Genomic DNA, 14,832 nt, shown 5'->3' with positions numbered 1-14,832 from the left:
AGGGTGCTCGGATTCGGCCGCGCTCATGGAACTCGTTCGCGACGAGGGGGTTGCACTGCGGTTGGAACCGAACGGGTAGCACAGTTGAATCGCCGACAATTCCTGGAAGCCTCGGCATTGACGCCCTTGGCAACACTACTGCCCGGCGCACTCTCTGCGGCATCGGCGGCGGAGTTGCCGTTTGGCCCCTCTTATGTCCGCGAGCTTGCCCGCAATTTGGCGAGTAAGCCCTTTGAGCCACCAGATGAAAAGGTCCCGGACGCGCTCAAGGATCTCACCTACGATCAGTACCGGTCAATTCGCTTTCTGCCGGAGCGCGCGGCTTGGCGCAGCGAGAAGCTGCCCTTCGAGGTCCAGTTTTTCCACCGCGGCTTTTTCTACAGGAACAAGGTCGACATTTACGAGGTCTCCGGCGGACGAGCCGTACCGATCAGGTACCGGCGCGACGATTTTGCATTCGGCGACAATATCGGCCAGATACCGGACGCCGATCTCGGATTTGCCGGGTTTCGCATTCACACCCCGATCAATCGCCCCGACTATTTCGACGAGGTTTGCGCGTTTCTCGGCGCCAGCTACTTCCGTGCCGTTGCCAAAGGCGAGACCTACGGCCTTTCCGCGCGCGGCCTGTCGATCGATACCGGCGAGAGCAAGGGGGAGGAATTTCCCTTCTTCAAGGCCTTCTGGCTGGAGAAGCCCGCGCCGGGTGCCACATCTGTCGTGGTACACGCGCTGCTTGACAGCAAGAGCGCTACGGCAAGCTATCGCTTCACGATCAGGCCCGGCGCTCCGACGGTCTTCGACGTGGAGATGTCGCTCTATCCGCGGATCGAGCTGCAGCATGCCGGCCTGGCGCCCATGACGAGCATGTTCTTTTTCGGTCCGAACGACCGACACGATGTCGACGATTTCCGCCCTGCGGTGCACGACTCCGATGGGCTCGCCGTGTTCAATGGAAAGGGCGAGCAACTCTGGCGTCCTCTCAACAATCCGCGCGATCTGCAGGCGAGCACATTCAATGACCTCAATCCTCGCGGCTTCGGCCTGATGCAGCGGGAGAGAAACTTCTTTGCCTACGAGGACATCGAATCGCGCTTTGAGCGTCGCCCGAGCCTCTGGGTCGAACCGATCGGAGACTGGGGAGAGGGCAGTGTGGTCCTCTTTGAGATCCCGACCAAGGAGGAAGTTCACGACAACATCGCCGCCTTCTGGCGCCCCAAAACAGCTCTCCAGGCCAAGAGCGAAAACAATTACACCTATCGTCTGCACTGGGGTCCGGACGCGCCGAAGCCCAATTCACTGGCCCGGTTCACCCGCACAGGCGTTGGCGCCCGGGGCGACGACAGCAAATTGTTCGTGCTCGAGCTGCTCGGTGACAAGCTGAAGGAGGTCGATCCTGACAAGGTGAGGGGCGCCGTCAGCGCCGACAAATCCGAGATCAAGAACGTCGTCACACAGCCAAACCCGGAAACCGGCGGCTGGCGCCTGAGTTTTCAATGCGCCGCGAAGGACGCGCCTATCGAGTTGAGGGCGGTCTTGATGCAGGGCGACCAACCGATCTCCGAAGTCTGGGTTTACCGATGGGCGCCCTGACGCCGTCGCCCGCGCTTTCGCCTGAGCTTGGCATTCGGTATCTTCCCGACGAAACGCCTCTCCCGATGCTGCCCTGCCGATTGGACGCGACAAATCGTGCCTATCCGGCGCGACTGCGGACCGCCCCTGCCGTTGCAGCGCGGCGCCTGTTCATTCTTGGCGGAACGGTCGCGATTACCGCTGCGGGCGCTGTTGAGATGTACGACGTTCTCAAGGTTGGTGGCGTCACGGCCCTCGAAGGCATGGTGTTCGGGCTGTTTCTCGTGCTGCTCGCCTGGATCGCGTTTTCGTTCGTGTCTTCAGTCGCCGGTTTTTTTGTGCTCCTGCGGGGTCGACCGGATGTGCTGCCAATTTACAACCACGGCCCGCTGCCCGGGATCACCGGCCGAACGGCGATGCTGTTGCCGACCTATAACGAGGATCAGCACCATCTCATGGCGCGACTCCGCGCCATGTACGAGTCGGTCGGCGAAACCGGACAGGCCCCGTTGTTCGATTGGTTTCTGCTCAGTGACACCACAGATCCGGACATCTGGATTGCCGAGGAGCTTGCGTTTCTGGAACTGCAGCGCAACTGCGGTTCGGGCCATCTCTACTACCGTCACCGATCCGACAACACCGCCCGAAAGTCCGGCAACATCGCCGAATGGGTGAGGCGGTTCGGTGGCGCCTACGACTACATGATCATTCTCGACGCGGACAGCCTGATGAGCGGAGAGACCATCGTTCGGCTGGTGGGCGCGATGGAAGCAAACCCGCAGGCCGCGCTGATTCAAACGCTTCCGATCGTCGTCAATGCGCGAACCCTGATCAGCCGGCTTCAGCAGTTCTCGGGTCGTTTGTACGGTCCACTGATCGCGGCCGGGAACGCCTGGTGGCACGCCTCAGAAGGCAACTACTGGGGACATAATGCCGTCATCCGGGTGCAGGCTTTTGCGCAAGAGGCGGGTTTGCCCGAATTGCGCGGGAGGAAACCTTTCGGCGGCCACATCCTCAGCCACGATTTTGTTGAAGCCGCGCTGATGCGGCGGGCGGGGTGGGGGATTTTCATGGCTCCAGGCCTCGGTGGAAGTTTCGAGGAGGTGCCACCGTCGCTGCTGGATTTCGCGGCGCGGGACCGCCGCTGGTGTCAGGGCAATCTCCAGCATCTTGCCGTTCTGCCTGCTCGAGGCCTGCACTGGGTCTCCAGGCTTCACCTGTTGACCGGCATCGGCTCCTATCTCACCGCGCCCCTATGGCTGCTGTTTCTATTGCTCGGAATCCTGATCTCCTTGCAGGCCTATTTCGTCAAGCCGGAGTACTTTCCCAAGGGCTTTTCGTTGTTTCCAACCTGGCCCGCACAGGATCCCGTGCTTGCCGCCTGGGTCTTTGCCGCGACAATGGGGCTGCTCATCCTGCCCAAATTGCTGGCCTACCTCGTTTTGCTCACCAGGCGTGCGGAACGGCAGGCATTCGGCGGCGGATTTCGCGTGCTGCTGGCGGTAGTCGCCGAGAGCCTGCTTGCCGCCTTGATCGCCCCATCCATGATGATCTTTCAATCCACCGCCGTTGCGGAGATCCTGCTGGGCCGTGACGCGGGCTGGCAAGTTCAACGGCGAAGCGATGGCAGGATCACGCGCGATGAAGTCTATCGCAAGTTCACGGTGCCGACCCTATGCGGTCTGGCAATGGCGGCAAGCGCCTACGCCGTGTCGCTTCCGCTGCTGCTCTGGATGTCGCCAGTGATCATCGGCCTCGTTTGCGCCATTCCGATCGGTCTCGTCACGTCGACGGCGCCGCGAATGGCGCACCTGTTTGCGACCCCCGAGGACAATCGCGCGCCGGCGCTGTTGCAGAGGGCGAGAGAGCTTGCCAGCCAGGCTCGGATCCAGGCACATGGAGCTCTGCTCGAACTTCGACAGAACCCCGCGTTGCTGGGACCGCACATGCAGTCCCTCGAAACGCCGCCTCGCAAATCGGGCCAAATCGACATAGATCTCGCGATCGGCCGGGCCAAGATCGAGCAGAGCGACGACTTCGAGGAAGTCGTCAGCAGCCTCAGCGCACGCGAGACCCTTGCCGTGCTGAAGCACCGAAATGCCCTCGAGCAAGTCATGCGAATGCCGAGAGCTACCGCTTCTGCGGAGGTCTAGGTCATGGCAGTATAGGACAGGCGTTGACGACCGGGGCTGGGCTTGGGCCGAGAGCTAGATGTCTGCTGTGAGCGCGGTCCCAGCCTACAGCGCACTGCCCCCCAGATTCCATCCACGACCGCCCTCGCCAAAGATCTCGTAGCCCGTCGCCGTCACCGCGACCGTGTCCTCGAGCTTGATGAACCCGCGCTTCGGATGCTTCATCGTGGTCTCGATCGACACCACCATGCCTGTTTCGAGCGGCAGGCGGGCGTCGGTGTCATTGTAGGGGATCGGGCCTTTGGCGGTCAGGCGAGGGGCCTCGTGGCTGACGAGGCCCATGCCGTGGGCCAAAAACTCCGTGCAGTCACGCTGGCTGATCTTCGCGAGCTGCCGTTCCGCCCCGACATAGATGTCGCCGCCCATAGCGCCGGGCCGGACCGCGGCGAAGGCGGCGCGCTGGACGGCTTCGATCTCGGCCAGACAGTCCTTCAGCTCGGTATCGGGATCGCCGAGCACCGCCATGCGCGCGAGATCGCCGATATAGCCGTGATAATTGCCGCCGGAATCGAGCGACAGCACGTCACCTTGCTCCCAGCGTTGCGCCGACGGCGCCCGGTTGTGGCTGTTGCCGCAGGCGAGCAGGCAGTATTCGAAGGTCAGCCCGCGATTGGCTTCGGCGATCCGCAAGGCGTCCGACAATTGCTGCTTGGTCGTGCCCGGCCCGTGCCCGGCGATCACCTCCAGCATCGAGGCGATGACGAGCTCGGAGGCCGTCTTGAGTTTCGCCAGCTCGTCGGCCGACTTCACCGCGCGCAGCCGCTCCAGCACCAGCAGTGCGTCCTTGAGCTCGGCGCCGGGCAGGGCATTTGCAAGCGCCCGGCCCGCATCCATCGGCAGGAACGCCATCTCGACCCCGACCCGCTTCAAGGGCACGCCGGCATCCCGGATCAGGCTTACGGCCCGCGTGATCGCATCGACCGAGCCGTTGGACTCGGTCCGGACCTGCGCAATCCATGGCGGCGCGACAGCGCGCTGATGGGTCTCCAGCCGGTGCCCGACATAGACCGCGTGCTCCGGCGCGCCCTTGGGATAGATCAGGACCGGCAGATAGCGGCTGACGCCCAGCGCATCCATGTAGTCGAAGAAGATCGCGCGCTCGGCACCGAGCATGTACTGCACATTGTGCTTGGAGGTCGCGACCAGGACGTCGAGGCCGGCGGCCTCCATCAGACGGTCGAGCTTGGCCGCATCGAATGGAATGGCGCGCGAGCGATCTGTGCGGGCGACGTTCTCCTGCATGACGAACCTCCAATGCTGCCGTGGGCATCAACCGCTGCGTCGGTTTGCCCGGGGCTTGTTTGGCGCCAAGTGTGAGCCGAGAGAGGGGTTCTGGGTAGCTGTGGATTTATCTGCCCTGATCTGCACGGCCATATCCATGATTCGCATAAGCTATATTATGGAATATATTTATATACAATCAGATCAGTTATTTAGCCAGAATTCCTCTCATCGGACCTTCGTTCCTCGTTCTCTTCCGGGCCGGCCCGTCGCACGTCGCCCGACTTTCGACGGCTACTGTGCATGGGGTTGTTTTCGGTTTTTGAATCCGGCCCATGCCTCCGAAAGCCGATATTGCCGTGAGGATGTCCGGCTGCAATAAGCGAAGCTTCGCGAGATCGCAGATGACCTTCTAACCTTCCGTCCGTATAGATTTGCATCTCAGAACAACAACAAACTTTCCGAGGAAGCAGACCCATGAGCTTTTCCCGCCGCACGCTTCTCAAGGCCTCCGCCGCCACCGCGGTCCTGGGCGGCCTCAGTGCGCCCCATGTGGCCCGCGCCCAGAGCGCCGAGTTCACCTACAAATACGCCAACAACCTGCCGGACACCCATCCGCTGAACGTGCGCGCCAAGGAGATGGCGGCGGCGATCAAGGCCGAGACAGGCGGCAAGTTCGACCTCCAGATCTTCCCGAACAACCAGCTCGGGTCCGACACCGACATGCTGAGCCAGATCCGGTCCGGCGGCGTCGAGTTCTTCACGCTGTCGGGGCTGATCCTGTCGACCTTGGTGCCCGCGGCCTCCATCAACGGTATCGGCTTCGCGTTCCCGGACTACGGCACGGTCTGGAAGGCCATGGACGGCGATCTCGGCGCTTTCGTCCGCGGCGAGATCAAGAAGGCCGGTCTCGAGGTCATGGACAAGATCTGGGACAACGGCTTCCGCCAGACCACGTCGTCGAGCAAGCCGATCACCGGTCCGGACGATCTCAAGGGCTTCAAGATCCGCGTGCCGGTGTCGCCGTTGTGGACCTCGATGTTCAAGGCGTTCGATGCGGCGCCCGCCTCGATCAATTTCGCCGAGGTCTATTCCGCGCTGCAGACCAGGATCGTCGAGGGCCAGGAGAACCCGCTGGCGATCATCTCGACCGCCAAGCTCTACGAAGTGCAGAAATACTGTTCGCTGACCAACCACATGTGGGACGGCTTCTGGTTCCTGGCCAACCGCAAGGCCTGGAGCAGCCTGCCCGAGGATGTGCGCACCATCGTCGCCAAGAACATCAATGCCGCAGCGCTCAAGGAGCGTGAGGATACCGCCAAGCTCAATGCCAATCTGCAGCAGGAGCTCGCGGGCAAGGGCCTGACCTTCAACCAGCCCGCGGTCGCGCCGTTCCGCGACAAGCTGCGGTCCGCCGGCTTCTATGCCGAGTGGAAAGGTAAATATGGCGATCAGGCCTGGGACCTGCTGGAAAAGGCGGTCGGCAAGCTGTCGTAACGCGTTGGAGCCGTCATGGCTCATATCGAGGTCGAAGTGAGCGGAGTGGCGGGCGAGGCGACTGTTCGGTCCCCTCGCCGACCTTCGTTGCTGGCCTCGACGGAGCGCGCACTCGGCCTCCTCGTCGAAATCCCGGCGGCCATTTTGGTAGTCGCCGAGATCGCAATCCTGTTTGCCGGCGTGGTCGCGCGCTACGGGCTGCACAGGCCGCTGATCTGGTCGGACGAGCTTGCCTCGATCCTGTTCCTGTGGCTCGCCATGCTGGGCGCGGCGGTCGCGTTCCGCCGCTCCGAGCACATGCGCATGACCGCGGTTGTCGCCAGCACCAGGCCGGCCACGCGGGCCTGGCTCGATCTGGTTGCGACCTGCGCGGCGCTGGCCTTCCTGGCGCTGATCGTCTGGCCGTCCTGGGACTACGCCTACGAGGAAAGCTTCATCACCACGCCGGCGCTGCAGATCTCCAATATGTGGCGCGCCGCGGCGCTGCCGGCCGGAATCTGCCTGATGGCGGTGTTCGCGCTGTTGCGGCTGCTGCGCGCAGCCGATTACCGCATGGTGCTGACGGCCGCGGTTGCCGTTGCCGTCATCGTCGGCTTGTTCTGGCTGGCGCAGCCTTATCTGCGGCCGCTCGGCAATCTCAACCTCGTCATCTTCTTCATCGGCGTCGCCGGCTTCTGCGTCTTTGCCGGTGTTCCCATCGCGTTCGGCTTCGGGCTCGCCATCTTCGGCTATCTGGCACTGACCACGCGGACGCCGGTCATGGTGCTGGTCGGGCGGATGGACGAGGGCATGAGCCACCTCATCTTGCTCTCGGTGCCGCTGTTCGTATTTTTGGGGCTCCTGATCGAAATGACCGGCATGGCACGGGCCATGGTGGCGTTCCTTGCGAGCCTGCTTGGCCATGTCCGCGGCGGGCTGCATTACGTCCTGGTCGGCGCGATGTATCTGGTCTCCGGCATCTCCGGCGCCAAGGCGGCCGACATGGCGGCGGTCGCGCCCGTGCTGTTCCCGGAGATGAAGCAGCGCGGCGCCAAGCCCGGCGACCTCGTCGCGCTTCTTGCCGCCACCGGCGCGCAGACCGAAACCATTCCGCCGAGCCTCGTGCTGATCACGATCGGATCGGTCACGGGCGTCTCGATCGCCGCTTTGTTCACCGGCGGCCTGCTGCCCGGGGTGGTGTTGGCGATCACGCTGTGCATGCTGGTGTGGTGGCGCTACCGCCACGAGGACATGAGCCATGTTCGACGCGCCACAGGTGGCGAGATCGGCAAGACCTTCATCATCGCCCTGCCCGCGCTCGCGCTGCCCTTCGTGATCCGCTACGCTGTGGTCGAAGGCATCGCGACCGCCACCGAAGTCTCCACCATCGGCATCGTCTATGGCGCCCTGGTCGGCCTCCTGGTCTACCGCCGCTTCGACTGGCGGCGGCTGTTTCCCATGCTGGTCGAAACCGCCGCGCTGTCGGGCGCGATCCTGCTGATCATCGGCACGGCCACCGGCATGGCCTGGGGCCTGACGCAATCAGGCTTCTCGCGCGCGCTGGCGTCGGCCATGACCGGACTGCCGGGCGGCGCGGCGACCTTCATCGCCGTCTCGATCCTGGCCTTCACCATCCTTGGCAGCGTGCTGGAGGGCATCCCGGCGATCGTGCTGTTCGGGCCGCTGTTGTTTCCGATTGCGCGTGCGGTCGGCGTGCACGAGGTGCACTATGCCATGGTGATCATTCTCGCCATGGGTATCGGGCTATTCGCCCCGCCCTTCGGGGTCGGCTATTATGCCGCCTGCGCCATCGGACGCGTCGATCCGGCCGAAGGCATCAGGCCGATCTGGGGTTATCTGGTGGCGCTGCTGGTAGGATTGATCGTCGTCGCCGTGTTTCCGTGGATCTCCATCGGATTCCTGTAAGCCGGCGCGTGAGGGAGGTGTCGATGAGCGAGCGGCAGAACCAGTACAATATCGGTCTCGACAAGACGCCCGCCAACTACGTGCCGCTGACCCCGTTGAGCTTCCTTGCGCGCAGCGCCGCGGTCTATCCCGATCACGTTAGCACGGTCTACGAGGGGCGCAGCTTCACCTGGCGCGAGACCCACGAGCGCTGCAAGCGCTTTGCTTCGTATCTTGCCGGCAAGGGCATCGGCGTCGGCGACACCGTCGCGGCGATGCTGCCGAACATTCCGGCGATGAACGAGGTGCATTTCGCCGTACCCATGACGGGTGCCGTGCTCAACGCCCTGAACATCCGGCTCGATGCGCCTTCGATCGCATTTCAGCTCGACCATGGCGGCGCAAGGATCATTCTGGTCGACCCGGAGTTTTCCGGCGTGATCACCGATGCGCTCACGCAGATGAGTGGTCCAAAACCGTTCGTGATCGACGTCGACGACGCCGCCTTCAAGGGCGGCAGGCGCATCGGCGAGATCGAGTACGAGGCCGCGCTCGCGCAAGGCGATCCTGACTTCACCGCCATCCCGCCGAAGGACGAATGGGACGCGATCGCGCTGAGCTACACTTCTGGCACCACGGGAAATCCCAAGGGCGTCGTGACCCATCATCGCGGCGCCTATCTGAATGCCGTCAGCAACATCCTCGCGGGCCAACTCGGCCAGCATCCGGTCTATCTCTGGACGCTGCCGATGTTCCACTGCAACGGCTGGTGCTTCCCTTGGACCATTGCGGCGGCCGCCGGCATCAATGTCTGCCTGCGCAAGGTCGAGCCGACCAAGATCTTCGAGCTGATCAAGCAGCACGGCGTCACCCACATGTGCGGCGCGCCGATCGTCTACAACACGCTGATCAACGCACCCGATGCGCCGAAGGGTGGTGCCGCGCGCCGGGTCGTCGGGCTCATCGCCGGTGCCGCGCCGCCGGTCGCGGTGCTCGAGGGCGCCGAGAGCATTGGGATCAAGCTGACGCACGTCTACGGCCTGACCGAGGTCTACGGTCCCGCCTCCGTCTGCGCCGAGCAGCCAGGCTGGGATGATCTGCCCGCAGCCGAGCGCGCCAGCTTGAAGCGGCGGCAGGGCGTGCCCTACCCGCTCGAGGAAGGCGTCACCGTCATCGATCCCCAGACCATGAGGCAGGTGCCGCGCGACGGCGAGACCATCGGCGAAGTCATGTTCCGCGGCAACATCGTGATGAAGGGCTACCTCAAGAACGACAAGGCGACGAAGGAAGCCTTCGAAGGAGGCTGGTTTCACACCGGAGATCTCGGCGTGCTCGACGCGCACGGCTACGTCATCATCAAGGATCGCTCCAAGGACATCATCATCTCCGGCGGCGAGAACATTTCCTCTGTCGAGGTCGAGGACATCCTTTACAAGCACCCCGCTGTGCTGTTCGCCGCCGTGGTCGCAAAGCCCGATCCGAAATGGGGCGAAGTGCCCTGCGCCTTCGTCGAGCTGAAGGACGGCGCCAGCGCGAGCGAAGCCGACATCATCGCCTTCTGCCGCTCGCATATGAGCGGCTTCAAGACGCCGAAGGCCGTCGTGTTCGGGCCGATCCCGAAAACGTCGACGGGAAAGATCCAGAAATTCCTGCTGCGCAACGAAGCGGGATCGGCGAAGGCGATCTCGGCCTGAGCTTGTCTCGACCTCCGCGGCGGTTGCGTGTCGCCGCGAAGTCGTTTCGCAGTTTCGACGAGGTCGGGTTCGCCGAGCCTCCCGCCCTCACATCTTCTTATAGGCGTCAACCAGGGCCTGGCCGTCGGCTCCCGCCTTCTTGAGCCAGTCGGCGGTGAGCTGTTCGCCGATCTTCTGGAATCCGGCCTTCAGGGCCGGGCTCGGCGGCTCGACCGTCATGCCCTTGGCCTTGAGCTGATCGATGTACCAGGTGCTCTTGTCCTGCCAGGCCTTCCAGCCGCGGGTTTCCGCGGTCGCTGCGGCCTTGAGGATGGCCTCCTGGGTCGGCTTGTCGAGCGCCTCGAACGCGGCCTTGTTGACGAAGGTGTAGTCCTTCGGGATCCACGCTTGCACGTCATAGAAGTATTTCAGCGACTCCCATGCCTTCGCATCGTAGCCCGTGCCGCCGGACGACATGAAGGAGTTCACGACGCCGGTGGCAAGCGCCTGCGGCAGCTCGGCGGCCTGGATGGTGACGGACTGCGCGCCGACCAGCTCGCCAATCCGCGCGGTCCCAACGTTGTAAGCCCGCCATTTCAGGCCCTTCATGTCTTCGATGGTCGCAAGCGGCTTGCTGACATAGACGCCCTGCGGCGCCCACGGCACGACGAACAGCAACTTGAGCCCCTGCGCATCGAGCTTCTTCGTAATCAGCGGCTTCGACGCCTGATAGAGCTTCATGGCGTCCGGAAAGCTGGTCGCCAGAAACGGCACCACATCGACGCCGTACACCGGATCCTCGTTCTCGTGGATCGACAGCAAGACTTCGCCCATCTGCGCCTGCCCGGTCATCACCGCGCGCTTGATATCGGGCGCCTTGAACAGCGAGGCGCCGGGATGAACCGTGATCTGGAGCTTGCCGGAAGTGGCAGCTTCGACGTCCTTGGCGAAAGCAACGAGGTTCTCGGAGTGCGGATTGTCGGCCGGATACGCTGCCGGCAGATTCCATTTGGTCTGAGCCAAAGCGGGTGTCGCGGCCAGCACGGCGCCGGCGATCAGGGATGCGCGGAATAAACGAGACATCATCGGGCTTCTCCTCACAGTCAATTTCAAAACGGTACGCTCAGTCTGGGAAGGCGAGCTTGGGCAAGAACATCACGATCTGCGGATATTCCGTGATGATGAACACGGCCGCGAGCAGCAGGACAAAGAACGGGAACGCCGCCCGCGCAACGGTGAAAGTGTCGCGCCCGCTCATGTTCTGGAGCACGAACAGATTGAAACCGACCGGCGGCGTGATCTGCGCCATCTCGACGTGGATGATGAGATAGACCCCGAACCAGACCAGGTCGAGACCGGCCTGCCTGACCATCGGCAGCACGATCACGGCGGTGAGAACGATCATCGAGATGCCGTCGATCAGGCATCCCAGGATGATGTACATGATGCTCAGATACAGCGCGAGCATGCCCGGGGTGAGCTGCTGGCCCTGGACCCAGGTGGCGAGCGCTGCCGGAATGCCCGTATAGGCCATGGCTGCGGTCGTGTAGGCAGCGCCTGCCAGGATCAGCATGATCATGCAGGTCAGGCGCGTCGCGCTCATGATGCTCTCGAGGAAGTTCTTGCGCGTGAGCGTGCGGCTCCACCACGCCAGCAGCAGCGCGCCCGAAACGCCCCAGGCGGCGCATTCCGTCGCCGTCGCAAAGCCGAGCACGAGCGAGAGGAAGACCGCCAGGATCAGCAACAGGCAGGGCGCAAGCCTGGCCGACTCCCGCAGCTTCTGGCGGAACGGCATCGGGGGATCGCGCGGCGGAATCTTCTTCGGGTTCAGCAGCGACCAGATGATGATGTAGCCGGAATAGAGCACCATCACGAGCACGCCGGGCAGGAAGCCGCCGAGGAACACCTGAAGCACGGAGACATTCGCCGTGACCGCATAGACCACCATCGGGATCGACGGCGGGATCAGCAGGCCGAGCGTACCGGAGCCCGCGAGCGAGCCGAGGCTAAGGCTCTTGTCGTAACCACGCTTGTCCAGTTCGGGCAGCGCGATCTTCCCGATGGTCGCACAGGTCGCCGCCGACGAGCCCGACACCGCCGCGAAGATGCCGCAGCCGATCACGTTGACATGAGTGAGACGCCCCGGCAGCCACTGAACCCAGGGCGACAGGCCTCGAAACATTTCCTCGGATAATTTGGTGCGGAAGAGGATCTCGCCCATCCAGATGAACAGCGGCAGCGCGGCCAGCGTCCATGACGAGCTTGCGCTCCATGTCGTGGTCGCAAGCACCGAGCCGAGCGGCAGGCTGGTGGTCAGCGCCATCGCCACGAAGCCGACGAGCCCGAGCGATACCGCGATCCAGATGCCACTTCCCAGCAGAACGATCATGACGCCGAGCAGAATGAACGACAGTTCAATCATGCCGAGATTGGCCATCGTCAACCTCCGCCGCCCTGTGAGATCCGCTCGATGAATTCGTCCGGAGTCTCGTCCGGCGAGCCCTTCTCGTAGCTCGGCCGGTTGCCGCCGACGACACTGACCATTTCATCAATGAGCGCGATCGAGAGGATCACGAGTCCGCCGGAAAACCCGAGCTGCGGAATCCAGAGCGGAAGCGCGACGACGCCCTGCGCCACGTCGTTGAAGCGCCAGGAATCATAGGTCATCTGCACGGCATGCCGGGTGAAATAGAGGATGAAAGCGGCGGCAATACCGAGGGCCACGACCTCCGCTACCTGCTTGGAGCGCCCATGCAGACGCTCCAGCAGCAGGCCGACCCGGATCATCTCTCCGCGCTTGAAGGTGTGAGCGAGGCCGAGGAATGCCATCGCGGCCATGCACCATGAGGCGAAATCATCGCCGGCGGGAATGTTGACCGCAAACTGGCGCCCGATCGACATGATCATCATGATTGCAAAGATCGCAACCATGAAGGCGCCGGCGGCATAGCCCGCACCGAGATAAAGGAGATCCAGCGCGCGTCGCACCGGTCCCCGGCTCGTGACATCGTCCCCTGCCAACGCGATCCCCATCCTCACACGAGGCGATTCAGACAGTCCCGGCGATCGTACGTCACACGCCGGTCCTGCATGAATATCGCCTCTGCCCAGCGCCCTGTCTTTCAGACGTTAGATCAACATGATGGGGCTAGCGCAAGCAAGCAGTATGCCGGCTCTCGCCGGAATTTCCACCGCAGGTTCAGCGGGTCTCCAGCCGCAGCCCGTCATACGCGGGCACCACGCCCGCCGGCAGCGACTGCCGGATCACCTCATAATCGACGTCGGCCGTCATGTTGGTGATGACCGCGCGCTTCGGCTTGAAGCGCTCGATCCAGGACAACGCGTCGTTGATGCTGAAATGACTGACATGGCTGGTGTAGCGGAGGCCATCGACGATCCAGAGATCCAGATTTTCCAGGGCGCCCCAGCTCTCGCGCGGGATGTCGTTGAGGTCGGGTGTGTAGGCGGCATCGCCGATGCGATAGCCCAGCGCGGGAATGTTGCCGTGCTGCACCAGGAAGGCGGTCATCGTCACCGCGCCGCCCTTCCCCTGGATGGTCTGGCTTTCACCGGCCTCGATCGAATGTCCCGTCAAGATCGGCGGATAGTCGCTGCCCGCCGGCGAGACGAAGCAATAGGAAAACCGCGACATGATGTCGTTCGCGGTCGTCTGATTGAGATAGGTCGGAATCCGCCGGCGCATGTGCATCACGACCGAACGCAGATCGTCCATGCCGTGGGTCTGATCGGCGTGCTCGTGGGTCAGGAACACTGCATCGATGTGGTCGACATTGGTCGAGAGCAATTGCTCGCGCAGGTCCGGCGAGGTGTCGATCACGATACGCGTGGTACCCTCGTCCGATGTCTGCTCGACCAGCAGCGAACAGCGGCGACGGCGGTTCTTGGGATTGGTGGGATCGCAGGCACCCCAGCCGAGTGCCGGGCGCGGCACGCCGGCGGAGGAGCCGCAGCCCAGGATCGTCAGCGTCAGCGTCATGCGGCTCCCAGTTCTAAGCTTTCACCCTGGAGAACAGGAGAAAGAAGTTTTCGCTTGTCTGGCGCGAGATCTCGTCAAACGACACGCCGCGTGTTTCGGCGAGTACTTTTGCGACCTCGACCACATAGGCCGGTTCGTTGCGCTTGCCCCGGAACTTGCCGGGCGCAAGGTAGGGCGAGTCTGTTTCAACCAAAATGCGGTCGGACGGCAGTTCGGCCGCAAGCGCGCGCAGGGCCTCGGACTTCTTGAAGGTCAGGATGCCCGTGAAGCCGATATAGAGCCCGAGCGAGACCGCCTTCAGCGCCAGCTCGCGCCCGCCGGTGTAACAATGCAACACGGCGCGAAACGATCCTTTTGCCGTCTCCTCTTCTAGGATACGGCCGCAATCCCGGTCCGCCTCGCGGGTGTGGATTACCAGCGGCAAGCCGGTGGCGCGGGCGGCAGCGATGTGGGCACGAAAGCCCCTCGCCTGCGCCTCCGGCGAGCCGTTGTCGTAGAAATAGTCGAGCCCGGCTTCGCCGAGCGCGACGACCTTGGGGTGCTGCGTCAGCGCAATCAGCTCGTCCGGCGCGATGCCGTCTTCCTCATCGGCGTTATGCGGATGGGTGCCGACCGAGCAATAGACGTCGTCATAGCGCTCGGCGATAGACAAAAGCTGGTTCAGCTTTTTCACCCGAGTCGAAATGGTGACCATGCGGCCGATGCCGGCCGCTCGCGCCCGCGACACGATCCCGTCGAGATCCTCCGCAAAATCCGGAAAATCCAGGTGGCAGTGGCTGTCGACCAGCATGGTGCG

Annotated in this window: 11 protein-coding genes; 5 read left to right on the top strand and 6 right to left on the bottom strand. The window is 63.3% G+C overall.

Going from position 1 to position 14,832, the window contains the following annotated elements; translation table 11 throughout:
• The first annotated feature begins 84 nt into the window (after positions 1 to 84).
• Both IVB40_RS18425 and mdoH read left to right on the top strand, forming a co-directional pair.
• Positions 85 to 1,593, top strand: coding sequence for a glucan biosynthesis protein G (locus IVB40_RS18425; RefSeq protein WP_247819557.1), 1,509 nt, complete (start codon positions 85 to 87; stop codon positions 1,591 to 1,593).
• Positions 1,581 to 3,725, top strand: a complete 2,145-nt coding sequence (mdoH, locus tag IVB40_RS18420; protein ID WP_247815901.1) for a glucans biosynthesis glucosyltransferase MdoH — start codon at positions 1,581 to 1,583, stop codon at positions 3,723 to 3,725. The genes IVB40_RS18425 and mdoH overlap by 13 nt, the downstream gene beginning before the upstream one ends.
• Positions 3,726 to 3,809: 84 nt before the next feature.
• Here the strand turns inward: mdoH and IVB40_RS18415 are convergent, their stop codons facing one another.
• Positions 3,810 to 5,006 (bottom strand): Xaa-Pro peptidase family protein, encoded by a 1,197-nt coding sequence (locus tag IVB40_RS18415; protein WP_247815900.1) that lies wholly within the window; start codon positions 5,004 to 5,006, stop codon positions 3,810 to 3,812.
• Between the two features lie 456 nt (positions 5,007 to 5,462).
• Between IVB40_RS18415 and IVB40_RS18410 the strand changes: the two genes are divergently transcribed.
• The 3 genes from IVB40_RS18410 to IVB40_RS18400 are packed head-to-tail and all read left to right on the top strand — an operon-like array spanning position 5,463 to position 10,060.
• Entirely contained in the window at positions 5,463 to 6,482 is a 1,020-nt protein-coding gene (locus IVB40_RS18410; RefSeq protein ID WP_027517958.1) for a TRAP transporter substrate-binding protein, read from the top strand.
• Between the two features lie 15 nt (positions 6,483 to 6,497).
• A complete protein-coding gene (locus IVB40_RS18405) occupies positions 6,498 to 8,387 on the top strand; it encodes a TRAP transporter large permease subunit (RefSeq protein WP_247815899.1) in 1,890 nt (629 codons plus the stop codon).
• A 23-nt stretch (positions 8,388 to 8,410) separates the two neighbouring features.
• Positions 8,411 to 10,060, top strand: coding sequence for an acyl-CoA synthetase (locus IVB40_RS18400; protein ID WP_247815898.1), 1,650 nt, complete (start codon positions 8,411 to 8,413; stop codon positions 10,058 to 10,060).
• 87 nt (positions 10,061 to 10,147) lie between these two features.
• On the opposite strand, the gene IVB40_RS18395 is transcribed toward IVB40_RS18400, so the two are convergent.
• The 5 genes from IVB40_RS18395 to IVB40_RS18375 all read right to left on the bottom strand — a co-directional run bounded on the left by IVB40_RS18395 (position 10,148) and on the right by IVB40_RS18375 (position 14,826).
• The gene (locus IVB40_RS18395; protein ID WP_027566943.1) at positions 10,148 to 11,125 is read right to left on the bottom strand and encodes a TRAP transporter substrate-binding protein; all 978 of its coding nucleotides are present in this window, start codon (positions 11,123 to 11,125) and stop codon (positions 10,148 to 10,150) included.
• Between the two features lie 37 nt (positions 11,126 to 11,162).
• Entirely contained in the window at positions 11,163 to 12,476 is a 1,314-nt protein-coding gene (locus IVB40_RS18390) for a TRAP transporter large permease subunit (RefSeq protein WP_247359304.1), read from the bottom strand.
• Positions 12,477 to 12,478: 2 nt separating this feature from the next.
• Complete coding sequence (locus IVB40_RS18385) at positions 12,479 to 13,072, bottom strand: TRAP transporter small permease (protein WP_247434706.1); 594 nt, start codon at positions 13,070 to 13,072, stop codon at positions 12,479 to 12,481.
• Positions 13,073 to 13,238: 166 nt separating this feature from the next.
• Positions 13,239 to 14,036 (bottom strand): MBL fold metallo-hydrolase, encoded by a 798-nt coding sequence (locus IVB40_RS18380; protein ID WP_247398016.1) that lies wholly within the window; start codon positions 14,034 to 14,036, stop codon positions 13,239 to 13,241.
• Between the two features lie 13 nt (positions 14,037 to 14,049).
• Positions 14,050 to 14,826 (bottom strand): TatD family hydrolase, encoded by a 777-nt coding sequence (locus IVB40_RS18375; protein ID WP_247815897.1) that lies wholly within the window; start codon positions 14,824 to 14,826, stop codon positions 14,050 to 14,052.
• Between the last annotated feature and the right edge of the window lie 6 nt (positions 14,827 to 14,832).

The sequence above is a fragment of the Bradyrhizobium sp. 40 genome (genome assembly GCF_023100925.1).
Taxonomy (GTDB): Bacteria; Pseudomonadota; Alphaproteobacteria; order Rhizobiales; family Xanthobacteraceae; genus Bradyrhizobium.
Note: the sequence above shows the minus strand (reverse complement) of the source record. Positions and strands in the feature narration are given on the sequence as shown.